At 69.5% G+C, this 15,683-nt stretch carries 17 protein-coding genes; 11 read left to right on the top strand and 6 right to left on the bottom strand.

Going from position 1 to position 15,683, the window contains the following annotated elements:
• Window positions 1-3: 3 nt before the first annotated feature.
• Window positions 4-1,785 (bottom strand): ABC-F family ATP-binding cassette domain-containing protein, encoded by a 1,782-nt coding sequence (locus tag ACFDS6_RS09270; RefSeq protein ID WP_375271869.1) that lies wholly within the window; start codon window positions 1,783-1,785, stop codon window positions 4-6.
• Window positions 1,786-1,890: 105 nt separating this feature from the next.
• On the opposite strand from ACFDS6_RS09270, the gene ACFDS6_RS09265 reads away from it, so the two are divergent.
• The 4 genes from ACFDS6_RS09265 (at window position 1,891) to ACFDS6_RS09250 (ending at window position 5,467) form a co-directional block, all read left to right on the top strand.
• On the top strand, window positions 1,891-2,178 hold the full coding sequence (locus tag ACFDS6_RS09265) for a hypothetical protein (protein WP_375271868.1): 288 nt from the start codon (window positions 1,891-1,893) through the stop codon (window positions 2,176-2,178).
• Window positions 2,179-2,255: 77 nt separating this feature from the next.
• Window positions 2,256-2,921, top strand: a complete 666-nt coding sequence (locus ACFDS6_RS09260) for a response regulator transcription factor (protein ID WP_066709293.1) — start codon at window positions 2,256-2,258, stop codon at window positions 2,919-2,921.
• A gap of 212 nt (window positions 2,922-3,133) precedes the next feature.
• Window positions 3,134-4,453: a sensor histidine kinase gene (locus tag ACFDS6_RS09255; protein WP_375271887.1), complete on the top strand. Its 1,320-nt coding sequence runs from the start codon at window positions 3,134-3,136 to the stop codon at window positions 4,451-4,453.
• A 66-nt stretch (window positions 4,454-4,519) separates the two neighbouring features.
• Window positions 4,520-5,467 (top strand): cation diffusion facilitator family transporter, encoded by a 948-nt coding sequence (locus ACFDS6_RS09250; protein ID WP_375271867.1) that lies wholly within the window; start codon window positions 4,520-4,522, stop codon window positions 5,465-5,467.
• Between the two features lie 6 nt (window positions 5,468-5,473).
• On the opposite strand, the gene ACFDS6_RS09245 is transcribed toward ACFDS6_RS09250, so the two are convergent.
• Window positions 5,474-6,484 (bottom strand): polyprenyl synthetase family protein, encoded by a 1,011-nt coding sequence (locus ACFDS6_RS09245; protein ID WP_375271866.1) that lies wholly within the window; start codon window positions 6,482-6,484, stop codon window positions 5,474-5,476.
• A 129-nt stretch (window positions 6,485-6,613) separates the two neighbouring features.
• On the opposite strand from ACFDS6_RS09245, the gene ACFDS6_RS09240 reads away from it, so the two are divergent.
• Together ACFDS6_RS09240 and ACFDS6_RS09235 are read left to right on the top strand one after the other, a co-directional pair.
• Window positions 6,614-6,895, top strand: coding sequence for a chorismate mutase (locus ACFDS6_RS09240; RefSeq protein WP_375271865.1), 282 nt, complete (start codon window positions 6,614-6,616; stop codon window positions 6,893-6,895).
• A gap of 40 nt (window positions 6,896-6,935) precedes the next feature.
• On the top strand, window positions 6,936-7,352 hold the full coding sequence (locus tag ACFDS6_RS09235; RefSeq protein WP_375271864.1) for a BLUF domain-containing protein: 417 nt from the start codon (window positions 6,936-6,938) through the stop codon (window positions 7,350-7,352).
• A 32-nt stretch (window positions 7,353-7,384) separates the two neighbouring features.
• Here ACFDS6_RS09235 and ACFDS6_RS09230 read toward each other — a convergent pair whose 3' ends face one another.
• Window positions 7,385-8,107 (bottom strand): dienelactone hydrolase family protein, encoded by a 723-nt coding sequence (locus ACFDS6_RS09230; protein ID WP_375271863.1) that lies wholly within the window; start codon window positions 8,105-8,107, stop codon window positions 7,385-7,387.
• A gap of 74 nt (window positions 8,108-8,181) precedes the next feature.
• Here ACFDS6_RS09230 and ACFDS6_RS09225 point away from each other — a divergent pair, with 74 nt between their 5' ends.
• Complete coding sequence (locus ACFDS6_RS09225; protein WP_375271862.1) at window positions 8,182-8,637, top strand: GNAT family N-acetyltransferase; 456 nt, start codon at window positions 8,182-8,184, stop codon at window positions 8,635-8,637.
• A gap of 84 nt (window positions 8,638-8,721) precedes the next feature.
• Window positions 8,722-9,408 (top strand): 2,3-diphosphoglycerate-dependent phosphoglycerate mutase, encoded by a 687-nt coding sequence (gpmA, locus tag ACFDS6_RS09220; protein ID WP_375271861.1) that lies wholly within the window; start codon window positions 8,722-8,724, stop codon window positions 9,406-9,408.
• A gap of 20 nt (window positions 9,409-9,428) precedes the next feature.
• On the opposite strand, the gene recN is transcribed toward gpmA, so the two are convergent.
• Together recN and bamD are read right to left on the bottom strand one after the other, a co-directional pair.
• Window positions 9,429-11,084: a DNA repair protein RecN gene (gene recN, locus ACFDS6_RS09215; protein WP_375271860.1), complete on the bottom strand. Its 1,656-nt coding sequence runs from the start codon at window positions 11,082-11,084 to the stop codon at window positions 9,429-9,431.
• A 76-nt stretch (window positions 11,085-11,160) separates the two neighbouring features.
• Window positions 11,161-12,168 (bottom strand): outer membrane protein assembly factor BamD, encoded by a 1,008-nt coding sequence (bamD, locus tag ACFDS6_RS09210; protein ID WP_375271859.1) that lies wholly within the window; start codon window positions 12,166-12,168, stop codon window positions 11,161-11,163.
• A gap of 141 nt (window positions 12,169-12,309) precedes the next feature.
• Here bamD and ACFDS6_RS09205 point away from each other — a divergent pair, with 141 nt between their 5' ends.
• On the top strand, window positions 12,310-13,134 hold the full coding sequence (locus tag ACFDS6_RS09205; RefSeq protein WP_375271858.1) for a class I mannose-6-phosphate isomerase: 825 nt from the start codon (window positions 12,310-12,312) through the stop codon (window positions 13,132-13,134).
• Window positions 13,135-13,227: 93 nt separating this feature from the next.
• Here the strand turns inward: ACFDS6_RS09205 and ACFDS6_RS09200 are convergent, their stop codons facing one another.
• Window positions 13,228-14,130, bottom strand: coding sequence for a neutral zinc metallopeptidase (locus ACFDS6_RS09200; protein ID WP_375271857.1), 903 nt, complete (start codon window positions 14,128-14,130; stop codon window positions 13,228-13,230).
• 105 nt (window positions 14,131-14,235) lie between these two features.
• Here ACFDS6_RS09200 and ACFDS6_RS09195 point away from each other — a divergent pair, with 105 nt between their 5' ends.
• Both ACFDS6_RS09195 and ACFDS6_RS09190 read left to right on the top strand, forming a co-directional pair.
• On the top strand, window positions 14,236-15,021 hold the full coding sequence (locus ACFDS6_RS09195; RefSeq protein WP_375271856.1) for a 3-hydroxybutyrate dehydrogenase: 786 nt from the start codon (window positions 14,236-14,238) through the stop codon (window positions 15,019-15,021).
• An 83-nt stretch (window positions 15,022-15,104) separates the two neighbouring features.
• A complete protein-coding gene (locus ACFDS6_RS09190) occupies window positions 15,105-15,677 on the top strand; it encodes a DUF4893 domain-containing protein (RefSeq protein WP_375271855.1) in 573 nt (190 codons plus the stop codon).
• Window positions 15,678-15,683: the final 6 nt, after the last annotated feature.

Genomic DNA, 15,683 nt, shown 5'->3' with positions numbered 1-15,683 from the left:
AGCCTACCCCAGCGCTTCCACCTGCTCGGCGAGGTCGAGCCAGCGCAGCTCGGCCACGTCCTTCTCTTCGCGCAGGCTGCCGATCTCGCGCATTAGCCGGTCGAACTGCGCGGGATCGCGCGCGTACAGGCCGGTGTCCGCGAGCAGATCCTCCTTGCCCGCGATCTGCGTGTCGATCTCCTCGATCCGGCGCGGCAGCAGCTCGTAATCGCGCTGGTCCTTGTAGCTCAGCTTGACGCGCGTCGGCGGCGGGGCAGGGGGTTCGGCCGTCGACTTCGCCGCGGCGCGCTTCGCCTCGGCGCGCGGGCGGCGCTTGGCCACCCAATCCTCGTACCCGCCCGCGACCACGTCGACGTGACCGGTGCCGTCGAGCCCGAGCGTCACCGTCACCGTGCGGTCGAGAAAGTCGCGGTCGTGGCTGACGATCAGCACGGTGCCGTCGTAATCCGCGATCACCTCCTGCAACAGGTCGAGCGTCTCGAGGTCGAGGTCGTTGGTCGGCTCGTCCATCACCAGGAGGTTAGAGGGCCGCGCGAACTCGCGCGCGAGCAGCAGGCGCGAGCGCTCACCACCCGACAGCGTCCCGACGCGCGCGTCGACCATGTTGGGATCGAACAGGAACTCCTTCAGGTAGCCGTGGATGTGCTTGCGCGTGCCGAGCACGTCGATCCACTCGCCGCCGTCGGCCAGCACGTCGCGCACCTTCTTCTCCGGCGCCATCAGGCTGCGCTGCTGGTCGATGACGATACCGTCGAGCGTTCGGGCGAGCTTGACCGTGCCGGCATCGGGCTGGAGCTCGCCGGTCAGCAGCTTGAGCAGCGTCGACTTGCCCGCTCCATTGCTGCCGACAATGCCGATCCGGTCGCCGCGCGTGACGCGCAAGGTTAGGTCGCGGATGATCGCGCGCTCGCCGAACGACTTGGACACGTGCTCGGCGTCGATCACCACCTTGGTCTTGACGTCGTCGCTGCCGACCGACAGCGCGGCGGCGCCCTGCGGCCCGATCATCGCGGCGCGCTCGGCACGCATCTCCTTCAGCTTGGTCAGCCGCCCCTGGTTGCGGCGGCGGCGGCCGGTGACGCCGCGCTGGAGCCAATGCTCCTCCAGCTTCAGCTTGGCGTCGAGCTTCTGCGCCGCGCGCTCCTCCTCGGCGTAGACGGCTTCCGTCCAGGCGTCGAACCCGCCGAAGCCGACCTCGTTGCGCCGCAGCGCGCCGCGCTCCAGCCACAGCGTCTGGCGCGTCAGTCGCGTCAGGAAGGTGCGGTCGTGGCTGATGACGACGAACGCGCCGGTGAAGCGGTTGAGCCACTCCTCCAGCCACTCGATCGCGCCGAGATCGAGGTGGTTGGTCGGCTCGTCGAGCAGCAGCACGTCGGGGTCGAGCGCCAGCGCGCGCACGATCGCGGCGCGCCGCCGCTCGCCGCCCGACGCGGACGCGCAGGCGCGGGTCAGGTCGATGCCGAGCTGCCCCGCGATCGCATCCGCCTCATAGGCTTCGGGCGCGCGGTCGCCCGACAGGACGTAATCGGCCAGCGTCTCGAATCCCGCCAGGTTCGGCTCCTGCTCCAGCATGACGACGTTGGTGCCCGGCTTGATCGTGCGGCGGCCCTCATCGCTGTCGATCGCGCCCGCGATCAGTTTCAGCAGGGTCGACTTGCCCGCCCCGTTGCGCCCGATCAGCGCCAGCCGGTCGCGCTCGCCGATGTACACGTCGAGATAGCGGAACAACCACCCCGCACCCTGTACGACGCCGAGGTCTTCATATGCTAGAACGGGTGCTGCCATGCCCGCGCACCTAGGGAACCGACCGGCGGCGGGCAAGTTACCGACGGCTTACGGCGTTATTCACAAGGTGTTCAATCCGTTGTGGCTATGTAAGCTCGCGTGAGAATGCTCGTCCCCATCCTGCTGTTCGCAGCCGTTCCCGCCGTCGCAGCCCCCGCCGAGCAGGAGAGCGAACGCGCCTTCGCGTGGCGCGCGACGCGCGCGGGCAAGCTGCTGCCGATCAAGGAGATTGAGCGGCGCGTTATCCCGACCATGAAGGACGCCCAATATATCGGGTTCAATCTCGACACCGAATCCGCCGTCTACACGCTCAAGTTCCTGCGCAACGGCGAGGTGATCTGGGTCGACGTCGACGGGCGTTCGGGGCAGGTGCTCGGGCGCACGGGCCGCTAGAAAGATACAAGCAACAATTGATTTGGCCGGGCGCTCGCCGATAAGCGAGGGCGTCCACGTGCCGCAGGGAGACAATGATGCGTGTTCTGATCGTCGAGGACGAGCCGAACCTCGGCCAGCAGTTGAAGTCGACCCTAGAGGGCGCGGGCTACGCGATCGACCTGGCGACCGACGGGGAGGAAGGTCATTTCCTCGGCTCGACGGAAAATTACGACGCGATCGTGCTCGATCTCGGCCTGCCCGAGATCGACGGGCTGACCGTGCTCGACCGTTGGCGCAAGGAGGGCAAGGTCACGCCGGTGCTGGTGCTGACCGCGCGCGACAGCTGGTCGGACAAGGTTGCCGGCCTGGATGCGGGCGCGGACGATTACGTCGCCAAGCCGTTCCAGACCGAGGAGCTGATCGCGCGGCTGCGCGCGCTGATCCGCCGCGCGTCCGGCAACGCCTCGTCCGAGCTGACCGCGGGCGACGTTCGGCTCGACACTCGTTCGGGCAAGGTGACGCGCGCGGGCGAGCCGGTGAAGCTGACCGCGCAGGAGTATAAGCTGCTCAGCTACCTGCTCCATCACAAGGGCAAGGTGGTCAGCCGCACCGAGCTGATCGAGCATATATACGATCAGGATTTCGACCGCGACTCGAACACGATCGAGGTGTTCGTGACGCGCATCCGCAAGAAGCTGGGGCAGGACGTCATCACCACGATCCGCGGGCTGGGGTACAGCCTGGAGGACCCGGACGCCTGACGCGTGCGTACGGCGTCACTATTGCTCGGCAGCCGCATGCGTCGGCTCGACCTGCGCCGTTCACGGTGTGTCAGCAACAGTACGCAGGTGAGGCTGTCGCCGCAGCGATGTGAGTCAATTTCGGCAGCATCGATCGAGTCGCGGCGCGTGAGGCTCCTGGAGGTGGCGGCGTGAAGCCTGCGTTGCGCACGCGCGGGTCGCTGTCGCAGCGCATGATCCTGATCGCGGCGGCGTGGATCTCGATCCTGCTCGCGGGCGGTGGGTTCGCGCTCGACCGCGTGCTGGTCGCCGCCGTCACGCGCAACGCCGACGACCAGCTCGGCTACGTGCTGCGGTCGCTGCTCGTGTCGGCCGAGATCGACACCGCGGGCGAGGTGACGTTCAATCGCGAACCCGCCGATCAGCGCTTCCTCGAGCCTTATTCCGGGCTCTACTGGCAGGTGTCCGCGCCCGGGCACGAAACCTGGCCGTCGCGCTCGTTGTGGGATCGCCAGCTTGCCTACGGCCCCGCGCACAACGACCGCGCGGTCCACAGCTACGACAGCCGGCAGTTCAAGGACGAGAAGCTGCGCGTCGTGGAGCAGGACGTGAAGCTGCCCGGATCGCCCGTCCGCTGGCGCTTCCAGGTGGCCTCCAGCCGCGAGGCGCTTGACGCGCAGATCACCATCCTGCGCCGAACGCTGATCCGCAGTTTCCTGCTGCTGGGCGTCGGGTTGGTGGCACTGGCGGCGCTCCAGACCTTCTACGGGCTGCTCCCGCTGCGACGGGTGCGGCTGGCGATCGCGCGCATGCGCGCGGGCAAGGCCAACCGGGTCGAGGGCGATATGCCGGTCGAAGTGCTGCCGATGGTGGACGAGCTGAACGCCTTGGTCGAGCACAACGAGCGGCAGGCCGAGGAAGCGCGGCGCCACGCCGGCAACCTGGCGCACGCGCTCAAGACACCGCTGACCGTCATCATGAACGCCGCCACCGCCGACTCGGACGACCTGTCGGAGACGGTGATCCGCGAGGCGCGCACGATGCGGCGGCAGGTCGATCACCATCTCGCGCGCGCGCGCGCAGTCGGGCGGCGCGGCTCGGCGCACAGCCGCGCCGAAGTGTGGCCGAGCGTCGAGTCGGTCGAGCGCGCGGTGCGCCGGCTCTACCCGCACGTCCGCGTCGACATGGACGGACCCAAGGACCTCGTCGCGCATATCGAGCGGCAGGACCTGGATGAGATCATGGGCAATCTGGTCGAGAATGCCGCCAAATACGGCGGCGGCAGCGTCTTCGTGACCGTTGGCGCGCACTCGGGCTTCGTCGAGATCCAGGTCGAGGACGACGGGATCGGCATTCCGGAGGCGGACCGCGTCCGCATCTTCGATCGCGGCGTGCGGCTCGATTCGGGCAAGCCCGGTACGGGCCTCGGGCTCGCGATCGTGCGCGACGTGGCCGAGATATACGACGGCACCGTGACGCTGGAGGAGAGCGAGGATCTGGGCGGATTGCTCGTCAGGCTGCGTTTGCCTGCGGCGTCCACGATCGAAGGCTGATCGCCTCACGCCACAGACCGCCGCTTGTTCTAGTATAACGCGGCGGCGCTACGCTAACGGCGCGACATGGCGCACTCGCATCATCACGGTCACGGCCATTCGCACCATGGCCACTCGCGTGGTCACGTCCATGCGGCACCGCCCGAGCGCTGGGACCGTGCCTTCGCGCTCGGGATCGCGCTTAACCTCGCCTATCTGATCGCAGAGGCGGGCGCAGGATTTCTCTCCGGCTCAGTCGCGCTGCTGGCAGACGCGGGACACAATCTGTCGGACGTGCTCGGCCTCGCGATCGCCTGGGGTGGCGCGGCGCTGGCGCGGGCGGCGCCGTCGAAGCGTTTCACCTACGGGTTGAAGGGATCGACGATCCTCGCCGCGCTCGCCAACGCGCTCCTGCTGCTCGTCGCGCTCGGCGCGATCGCGACCGAGGCGGTGCAGCGCTTCGCCGCGCCGCCGATCGTGCCCGGGCTGTCGGTGGCGGTGGTGGCGGCGGTGGGGATCGCGATCAACGCGGTGACCGCGTGGCTGTTCGCGCGCGGGCGTCACGGCGACGTCAACATTCGCGGCGCATTCCTGCACATGCTGGCCGACGCAATGGTTTCGGCGGGCGTGGTGGTCGCGGGCGTCGTCATCTGGCTGACCGGCGCGGGGTGGATCGACCCGGTCGTCAGCCTCGTCATCGCAGGCGTGATCTTCTGGCAGACGTGGGGATTGCTGCGCGAGACGGTGGAGATGTCGCTGGCCGCGGTGCCGCGCGGGATCGACTATGACGGCGTCAGCGCGGCGCTCGCCGAGCTACCCGGCGTGACCGAGGTGCACGATCTGCACATCTGGCCGATGTCGACGACCGAGCCGGGCCTGACCGCGCACCTGTGCGTGCCGGCCGGCCATCCCGGCGACGCGTTCCTGCACGAGGTACAGGAAATGCTCCATCACCGCTTCGCGATCGGGCACGCGACGATCCAGGTCGAAACCGGCGCGCGGCCCTGTGAACTGGCGGATGAGCGTCGCGTGTAGGGTGGGTCAGTAGGCGCGCGCGACCGCGAACTCGACCGCCTCGACCATCGCGTCCTTCGCCTTGCCGTTGGCGAACGGCCCCAGCGCGTCGATCGCGCGCTGCCCGTAATGGCGCGCGCGCGCCAGCGTGTCGTCGACCGCGCGAGTCGAGCGCACCAGTTCGATCGCGTGCGCGAAATCGGCGTCGCTCGACCGCCGCCCCTCGATCGCGTCCTTCCAGAAGGTACGATGCGCCGCCGAGCCACGCGCGTAGGCGAGGATGACGGGCAGCGTCACCTTGCCCTCGCGGAAGTCGTCGCCCGCGTCCTTCCCCATCGTGCCCGCGTCCGAGGTATAGTCGATCGCGTCGTCAACCAGCTGGAACGCGATGCCGAGATAGCGGCCATAGGCGTCGAGCGCTTCCTCCTCGCCCTCGGGCCGGTCGGCGACGACCGCGGCGACGCGGCACGCGGCGGCGAACAATGCCGCGGTCTTCGCGCCGATGATGTCGAGATAGCGATCCTCGCCCAGGTCGACGCGCCGCACTGCGGTCAGCTGGTTGACCTCGCCCTCGGCGATCACCGCCGACGCCTGGCTCAGGATCTTGAGCGATTTCAGGCTGTCGGCCTCCACCATCAACTCGAAGCTGCGGCTGAACAGGAAGTCGCCGACCAGCACGCTCGCCGGATTGCCCCAGATGATGTTGGCGGTGCGCTTCCCGCGGCGCAGGTCGGAGCCGTCGACCACGTCGTCGTGGAGCAAGGTCGCGGTGTGGATGAACTCCACCGCCGCGGCGAGCCGGTGGTGGCGCGACCCGGTGTAACCGATCAGCTTCGCGCTCGCGAGCGTCAGCATCGGCCGCATCCGCTTGCCCCCGCCCGCGATCAGGTGGCCGGCGAGTTCGGGGATCAGCGGAATCTGCGATTGCATGTGATCGAGGATGACCGCGTTGACGGCGTTCATGTCGGCGGCGACCAGATCGATCATCGGATCGAGCGAAGGGGTGCGGCCCGAGAGCCGGTGGATCGATGCACTCATCTCGCCGCGCGTGTACGAGCGGAGAACGGGGCAAGGCAAGCCGCGATGACGCGCAGGGTGCATCGCGCGGTCGCGATCGTCCTTGCAGCGCGGGCGCGCTTGCGCGAGAGCATGCGCACGGAGGACCGCATGAGCGACGACGTGCTGAGAGGGTATCGCAAGAGCATCGACAACATCGATGCGGCGCTCGTGTGCCTGCTCGCCGAGCGGTTCAAGATCACGCAGGCGGTCGGCCGCTACAAGGCGACCAGCGGACTGCCCGCCGCCGATCCGGGGCGCGAGGAGCAGCAGATCGCGCGGTTGCGCCGGCTCGCCGCCGAGGCGGAGCTCGACCCCGAATTCTCGGAGAAGTTCCTGCGCTTCATCATCGACGAGGTGATCCGCCACCACCGCGCGGTCGCCGTCGGCTGAGCGCCTCGACTTGGTAACATGCATTAGCTAGGGCACGGTGATGACCGACCAGCAGGATGCGCGTTTCCGCCGCATCGTTTATTCCAGCATTGCGACCGCCCCCGCCGACGACGACACGCAGATCGACATCCTGCGGCAGTCGCGCGCCAACAACGGGCTGAACGGCATCTCCGGCATCCTGCTATCGGATGGCCGTCGCTTCCTCCAGGTGCTGGAAGGCACGCCAGAGGCGATCGACCACGTGTTCGCGCGGATCGCTGCCGATCCGCGTCACGGCGACGTCAAGACGCTCTACGACGAACTCGACACGCGCCGCATCTTCAGCGGCTGGACGATGGCCAGCATGTCCGACAAGCGGCAGGCGGATGCCATCCGCGAGCGGTTGCAGGTTCTGCTACGCAGCGCGCCGGCCGACATTCGAGCCGAGTTCGAGGACATACTGGCGACCATATCCTAGCGCCTGGCGTCACCGTCGCGCGGCGACTGACCTCACGCGAACACTTCACGCAGGAAATCGGTCATCGCCCGCCAGCTGCGCCGATCGGCGCGCTCCTCGTAGGCGACACCGGGCGTCGTGGAGCCCTTCATGCTGCGATCGGTGAAGGCATGCCCGGCGTTGCCGTAGGCGTGGATCTGCCAATCGGCGCCGCTCTCGGTCAGCTCCTGCCCCAAAGCCACCACCGTCTCCGGCTTGCCGAGCGGATCGTCCCAGCCGTGGCAGATCAGCAGCTTGGCCGCGATCGGTGACACATTGTCGTAATCGGGGCGATCGTAGACGCCGTGGAAGCTGACGCCGCCGAGCACGTCCAACCCGCTGCGCGCCATGTCGAGCACGCACTTGCCGCCGAAGCAGAAGCCGATCGCGGCGGTCTTGTCGGCGTCGACTTCCGCTTGCGCCTTCAGCGCCGACAGGCTCGCGTCGAGCCGGTCGCGCAGCAGCGCGCGGTCGGCGTTCATCTCGTCCATGTAGCGCGACGCGTCGGGGCCGCGCTGCGTGCGCTTGCCCTGACCGTAGACGTCGCAGGCGAAGGCGGCGTAGCCGAGCGCGGCGAGCGCCTCGGCCTTGAGGTTGTCCTCTTCCTTCTGGCCCAGGATGTTGGGGATCACGAGCACGCCCGGCCGGGGGCCTGCCACCGCGCTATCCCAGGCGAACACGCCCTCGAACTGGCCGCCCGGACCGTCGTGGATCAATGTCCTGCGCTCGACCGTCATCTACGCTCTCCCTGCTTGTCCGCCCGCCGCGGCGCGCTAGACACGTACAAACACCCCGGCAGCGGAGCGCGCAAGTGCAGGTCCAACGCGACACCCCGACCAACCCCGCGGTGGCGCCGCTGCTCGCCGCGCACGTCGCCGAGCAGCGCGCGGGCACGCCGGCCGGCTTCTCCTTCGCGCTCGACGGTGCGGCGCTGTCGACCCCAGACGTGACGTTCTTCACCGCGTGGGACGGCGCGACGCTCGCCGGGATGGGCGCGTTGAAGCGGCTCGACGACGCGGCAGGCGAGGTCAAGTCGATGCGCACCACGCCCGAGGCGCGCGGGCGCGGCGCGGGCCACGCGATTCTCTGCGCGATCATGGCCGAGGCGCGCGGGGAGGGTCTGCGCGTATTGTACCTGGAGACCGGCACCACGCCCGCTTACGACGCGGCGGTCCGGCTCTACACGCGCGCCGCCTTCGTGCCGTGCGACGCCTTCGCCGATTTCCGTCCCAGTCCGCACAATCGTTTCTTCCGCCTGGCGCTGTAAGCGTCGCGGCTTGCCCGGCGCGCCCGCTTTCCCGTAGCGAGGCGGTGATCGCCGCCGCCGCGGCCACTGAGAGAGGTTCCCACCATGCCAACGCTCGTCCTCATCCGCCACGGCCAGTCGGCCTGGAACCTGGAGAACCGCTTCACCGGATGGTGGGACGTCGACGTGACCGAGAAGGGCGCTGCCGAGGCGCGCGCGGCGGGCGCGTTGATGGCTGCCAAGGGGCTCGACTTCGACCAGACGTTCACCAGCCTGCAGACGCGCGCGATCAAGACGCTCGACCTCGCGCTGGAGGCGATGGGGCGGCTGTGGCTGCCGGTCGAGAAGCACTGGCGGTTGAACGAGCGGCACTACGGCGGGCTGACCGGGCTCGACAAGGCGGAGACCGCGGCGAAGCACGGCGACGAGCAGGTTCACGTCTGGCGCCGCAGCTTCGACGTGCCGCCGCCCCCGATGGAGCCAGGTAGCGAGTACGACCTGTCGGGCGACCGCCGCTACGCCGGTATTGACGTGCCCGCGACCGAGAGCCTGAAGGACACGATCGCGCGCGTCCTGCCCTACTGGAACGAGCGGATCGCGCCCGCGCTCAAAAATGGTCAGCGCGTGCTGATCTCCGCGCACGGCAACTCGCTGCGCGCGCTGGTCAAGCATCTGAGCGACATTCCCGACGACGAGATCACCGGGCTGGAGATCCCGACCGGTCAGCCGATCGTCTACGAACTCGACACGGACCTGAACGCGACCGATCGCTACTATCTGAGCGAGCGGTAAGCCCGCGGCCGGCGCGTCGCTCAGGCGGGTTCGAGCAACCGTTCCGCCTGCGCGCGCGCCTCGTCGGTGACGGTCGCGCCCGACAGCATGCGCGCGATCTCCTCGCGGCGCTCGGACGCGGAGAGCGGGCGGACGCCGGTGCGCGTGACCTTGCCGTCGTTTCTCTTGGCGATCAGCAGGTGCGCAGCACCACGCGCCGCGACCTGCGGCGAGTGGGTGACGACGAGCAATTGCGCGCGCGTCGCCAGCCGCGCGAGCCGGTCACCGATGGCGCTCGCCACCGCGCCGCCGACGCCGCGGTCGATCTCGTCGAAGATCATCGTCGCGGCACTGCCCTGTTGCGCGAGCGCGACCTTCAATGCGAGGATAAAACGCGACAGTTCGCCGCCGCTCGCGATCTTTGCCAGCGGCGCGAACGGCGCGCCGGGATTGGTCGAGATCTCGAACTCGACGCGGTCGCGCCCGGCGGGCGACCACTCGCTCTCGCCGAGCGCGGCGACAATCGTGCGGAACCGCGCGGCGTCTAGCTTCAAGGGCGCGAGCTCGCCCGCGACCGCGGTGTCGAGCCGCTTCGCCGCGGCGGTGCGCTGTTTCGTCAGCGCGTCGGCGGCGGCGACGTAGGCGGCGCGCGCCTTCTCGACCCGCGCCTCCAGCCCCGCCAGACCTTCCTCGCCCGCGTTCAGGCGTTCGAGTTGCGCGCGCTGGCGATCGGCAAGTGCGGCGAGCTCGTCGGGCTGGACGCGGTGCTTGCGCGCCATCGCGCGCAGCTCGAACAGCCGCGCCTCGTCCTCCTCCAGTTGCCGCGGATCGTGCATCAGCGCGGCGGCGGCGTCGCGCAGCTTCTCCTCGGCGACCGCGCCCTCGATCACCGCGCGGTCGATCGCGGCCAGCGCCTCGGCAAGTGCAGGATGATCTTCCGCAATGCGTTCCAGCACCCGCGCCGCTTGGCGCAGCTGCGTCATCGCGCCGTCGCGCCCGTCGACGTGACCCGTGACGTCGTTCAGGTCGTCGGCGATCTTCTCCGCGCGCTGCATGCCGCGGCGCCGCTCGGCCAGCGTTTCCTCCTCGCCCGGCTCGGGCGCGAGCTTGTCGAGTTCGGCGACCGCGTGCTCCAGCCACTCGCGGTCGCGCTGCGCGGTCGCGATCTCGGCCTGCGCGTCGTCGAGCGCGGCGGCGGCGGTGCGCCACGCGGCGTGCGCGGCAGTGACCTTCGCCACGTCGGCGCGCGCGAAGGCGTCGAGCAGCGCGCGGTGACCGGCGGGGGCGAGCATGCCGCGGTCGTCGTGCTGGCCGTGGATCTCGACCAGCATCTGCCCGATTTCGCGCAGCAGAGCGGCGGAGGCGGGCTGGTTGTTGACGAACGCGCGGCTGCCGCCGTCGGCCTTGACGATGCGGCGCACGATCAACGGCTCGCCAGGCTCGGCGTCGATGCCGTTCTCCTCCAGCACCGCATCGACCCCGGCCGGCGCGTCGAAGGTCGCGGTGACGCTCGCCTGCTGCGCGCCGTGGCGTACCAGACCGCTGTCGCCGCGCCGGCCGAGTGCGAGGCCGAGCGAGTCGAGCAGGATCGACTTGCCCGCGCCCGTCTCGCCGGTCAGCACGCCGAGCCCGTCGCCGAACTCCAGGTCGAGCGCTTCGATCAACACCACGTCGCGGATGGAAAGGGCGGTCAGCATAAGTCGCCAATGCCTTTAGCGCAGATCGGGCGCCACGTTACCCCTTTTGTTCCGCCCGGCATCGTCGCCGGCTGGTTTACGGCGTCGGGGTGCTCGACGTCGGATTGGGCGTGTTCGCGGGAGATGTGGTGTCGGGCGGCAGCGTGCCCGCCGGATCGCCGCCGGTCGTTGCCGGGGTGACCGCATTGGGCGCGTCGGCCTTGGGCGGGGCGGCGGTCGCCTCGCCCGCGACCGCGGTGGTGCGCGTACCGGGCGGAACCACCTGCGCGCCGGGCGGCAGCGGCGCGATCGGGGTCGCGGGATAGTCGCGCATCAGCTTGAACGCGCGCTCGTACCAGTCCGAACCGGGATAGTTGGCGCCGAGCACCGCCGCTGCCTTCTCCGCCTCGTTGCGAACGCCGAGCGCGAGGTACGTCTCGGTCAGCCGCATCAGCGCCTCGGGCGCGTGCGTCGTCGTCTGATACTCGTCGATGACCTTGCGGAAGCGCAGCGTGGCCGCCAGCCACTGACGGCGACGCTCGTAGAAGCGGCCGACCTCCATCTCCTTGCCCGCGAGGTGGTCGCGCACGAGGTCGAGCTTCAACCGCGCGTCGGCGGCGTAGCGCGTGTTGGGATAACGGCGCACCAGCTCGCCCAGCGCATCCTGCGCCTGGGTCGTGATCTTCTGGTCGCGCGTCACGTCGCTGATCTGCTCGTAATAGCTGAGCGCGACGAGGTAGTAAGCGTAGGGCGCGTCGCGGTTGCCGGGGTGGACCGACAGGAAGCGCTGCGCACCCTGGATCGCGGCGGTGTAATCGCGCGCGAGATAATAGGAGAACGCACCCATCAACTGCGCGCGACGTGCCCAGACGGAATAGGGATGCTGGCGCTCGACCTCGTCGAACAGCGCGGCGGCTTCCTTGTAGCGGCCCTGGTCGAGCCGGTTCTTGGCCGAGGTGTACAAGGTGCCGACGTCGCGCGCGACATAGGGCAGGTCGGTGCCGGCGCGGCTACGCGCGCAGCCGGCGATGGGGAGCGCGAGCGCGGCGATCAGCGCGATTGGCAGACCACGAGCCGGGAGGCCACGAACGGGAAGGATACGCATCGGCGGTGGCCTTAGCGCATGCTGCCGTGCGCGAACAACGGCTTTCGCACAGCACCCGTACGGCGCGTCTTCGCGCTCGCGCGACGCAACGCGCGTGATATGGGCGCGTTGACACCGACACCGCCCATACGAGGAGTTGCCATGCCCGCCACCCTGCTTGCCACCAAGCGCGTCGAGAAGCCGTGGGGCCGGCACACGCTCTATCCCGGCTTCCCCGACCCGGCGCCCGACGCGGAGCCGATCGGCGAGGTGTGGTTCCAGTCGCCGCACCCGGAAGAATCGGAGCTGCTGATCAAATACCTGTTCACCAGCGAGAAATTGTCGGTGCAGGACCACCCGTCCGATGAGGAAGCGCAGAAGCGCGGCCTGCCACGCGGCAAGGACGAGTGCTGGACGATCCTGGATGCCGAGCCCGACTCGACGATCGCGATCGGCCCGCTCGCGCCGATGACCGCGGACGAGCTTCGCGAGAGCGCGCTCGACGGTTCAATCGAGCACAAGCTCGACTGGAAGAAGGTGAAGAAGGACGACTTCTTCTACTCGCATTCGGGCGTGATCCACGCGATCGGCGCGGGGCTGACGCTGATCGAGGTGCAGCAGAACTCCGACACCACCTACCGACTGTACGATTACGGCCGCCCGCGCGAACTGCACCTGGACGACGGGGTCGCGGTGGCCGAGCTGACGCCGTGGACGCCGCCGAGCGCGCCCGGCAAGATCGAGTCCGGACGCACGATCCTGGTCGAAGGGCCGAAGTTCGTGCTGGAGCGCTGGACCGGCGGCGAGCGGCAGATCGACCTGCCGGAGGGCAAGACCGGCTGGCTGGTGCCGATCAAGGGTGAGGGCGTGGTCGCCGGCGTCGCGTGGAAGGCGGGCGAGTGCGTCACCGTCACCGGCGCAGAGAAGATGCACGCGTCGAACGACGCCGACCTGCTGTTCGCCTACGTCGGCGATCGCCGCATCTGATCACGTCTGGTCCGGCGCAAACAACGCGCCGGGCCGATCGCTCACAGCGATCAGGGTTGGGCGAGACGCCGCGGCGTCTCGCCCGTCGTCATGTCAGATCGCGCCCGAGAAGGTGTCGCACGCCGCCGGGTCGCCGCTCTCCATGCCGCGCCGCAGCCAGAACTGGCGCTGTGCCGAGGTGCCGTGCGTGAAGCTGTCGGGCACCACGCGACCCTGCGCCTCGCGCTGGAGCGTGTCGTCGCCGATCGCCTGCGCCGCGCGCATGCCTTCCTCGACGTCGCCGGGCTCCAGCCGATCGCGGTTCTTCGCCGCCCAGACACCGGCGTAGCAGTCCGCCTGCAACTCGAGCCGGACTGAGGCGGCATTGCCCTCGGCCTCGCTGCTGCTGCGCTGGACCTGCTGCACCTGGTCGGACGTGCCGAGCAAATTCTGGATGTGGTGACCGAATTCGTGCGCGACGACGTAATATTGCGCGAAGTCGCCCGGCGCCTTGAAGCGGTTGCTCAGCTCGTCGAAGAAGCTGGTGTCGAGGTAGATGTCGCCGTCGGTCGGGCAGTAGAACGGACCCATCGCGCTCTGCGCCGCGCCGCAGCCCGACTGCCCCTGACCGCTGAAGAAGCGCAGGCCTGGCGCGCGGAAGCGCTGGCCCGATGCCGCGAAGATCTGCTCCCAGGTGTTCTCCGCGTTGCTGAACGCGTTGCAGGTCGCGCGCCGCTCCGGGCTGGCGTCGCAGATCTGCTGCACGCTGCCGCCGCCCGACTGCTGCCCGACCTGTGTCGAGGGCGTGCCGCCGCCGCCGAGCATGCCGCCCAGACCACCCAGTCCGCCGCCGAACACCGCAAGCAGGATCAGCACGACGACGATACCGCCGCAGCCGAACCGGCTGCCGATCAGCGGCAGCAGCCCGAAGATCAGCCCGCCACCGCCACCACCGAAGCCGCCGCGCGAGGTCGCGTCTCCGACGTCGATGTCGTTGTCGTAATCGTCGAGCCGCATGGATGCCCCTGAAACTTGTTGTCGTTGCGACATGAAACCCGGGGAGCGGCTCCGGGTTGCAACGGGCACGTGTCTGGCCGATGCAGGTTAGGAAGAGGAGAGAGCATGTTCCTGAAGGGCAGAAGCGCGATCGTCACGGGGTCGACCTCGGGCATCGGGCTGGCGATCGCGCGCGCGCTGGCGGCGGAGGGCGCGAGCGTGATGCTCAACGGCTTCGGCGAGGCGGACGCGATCGAGCAGGCGCGCGCCGAGATCGAGGCGACGAGCGGCGCGCGCGCGCTCCACGACGGTGCCGACATGACCAGGCCCGACGAGATCGCGGCGATGGTCGCGCGGGCCCACGACGAGTTCGGCGGGCCCGACATCCTCGTCAACAATGCCGGCATCCAGTACGTAGCACCGGTCCACGACTTCCCGGTCGAGAAATGGGACGCGATCATCGCGATCAACCTGTCGAGCGCGTTTCACGCGATGCGCGCCGCGGTGCCGCTGATGCGCGAGCGCGGTTGGGGCCGAATCATCACCACCGCCAGCGCGCACAGCCTGGTCGCCAGCCCCAACAAGGCCGCCTATGTCGCGGCCAAGCACGGCGTCGCCGGGCTGACCAAGACGGTCGCGCTGGAGAATGCGACCCACGGCATCACCGTTAACTGCATCTCGCCCGGCTACGTCTGGACCCCGCTGGTCGAGAGCCAGATCCCCGACACGATGAAGGCGCGCGGGCTGACGCGCGAGCAGGTGATGAACGACGTGCTGCTCGCCGCGCAACCGACCAAGGAGTTCGTGACGCCCGAGCAGGTCGCCGCCTTCGCGCTGTTCCTGTGCCGCGAGGAGGCGAAGGCGATCACCGGCGCGAACCTGTCGGCGGACGGCGGCTGGACCGCGGCGTGAGGTGGCGGCACGCCGCCGGCGCAGGCTTGGCGCTGGCGGCGGTGGGCGGTTGCGGCGGTGGACGCAAGGAGGCCGTCCGATCGGTGGCCGACGCGCCCGTCGCGCCACCGATCGCGACGGCCATGCCCAGTTGGCGCGGGTTGGCGACCGAGGCCGACCGGAAGCGTCTGCGCGAGTGGCGCACGGCGTGGACTTCCGCGCTCGCCGAGGCGCGATCGGGCGGGGCGGGGGCGATGCTAGCCGCCGATCCGGCGCTCTTCGCCTTCGACACGGCGCTCCCCGATCCCGTACCGCCCGCGGGCGCGTATCGCTGCCGCACGATCAAGCTCGGCGCGAAGGGGACGGGCGGGCTGCGCTTCGTCGCTTACCCGTTCTTCCGCTGTCGCGTCAGCGTGCAGGGTGGGATCGTGTCGCTAGAGAAATTGACGGGATCGCAGCGCGGCAATGGCATTATTTACCCGCACGACCAGTCGCGCGCGGTGTTCCTGGGCACGATGGCGCTGGGCGACGAGCGCGGCGCCGTACGCTACGGCCGCGACGCGGCGCGCGACATGGCGGGCTGGGTCGAGCGGATCGGGCCCGCGCGGTGGCGCGTGGCGCTGCCCGATCCGGCGTTCGAATCGACGCTCGACCTGCTCGACCTCGTGCCCGCCTGAGCGGGG

Origin of the sequence: Sphingomonas sp. (assembly GCF_042095875.1) — a bacterium.
GTDB lineage: Bacteria > Pseudomonadota > Alphaproteobacteria > Sphingomonadales > Sphingomonadaceae > Sphingomonas.
This window is presented reverse-complemented; position numbering and strand designations above follow the sequence as displayed.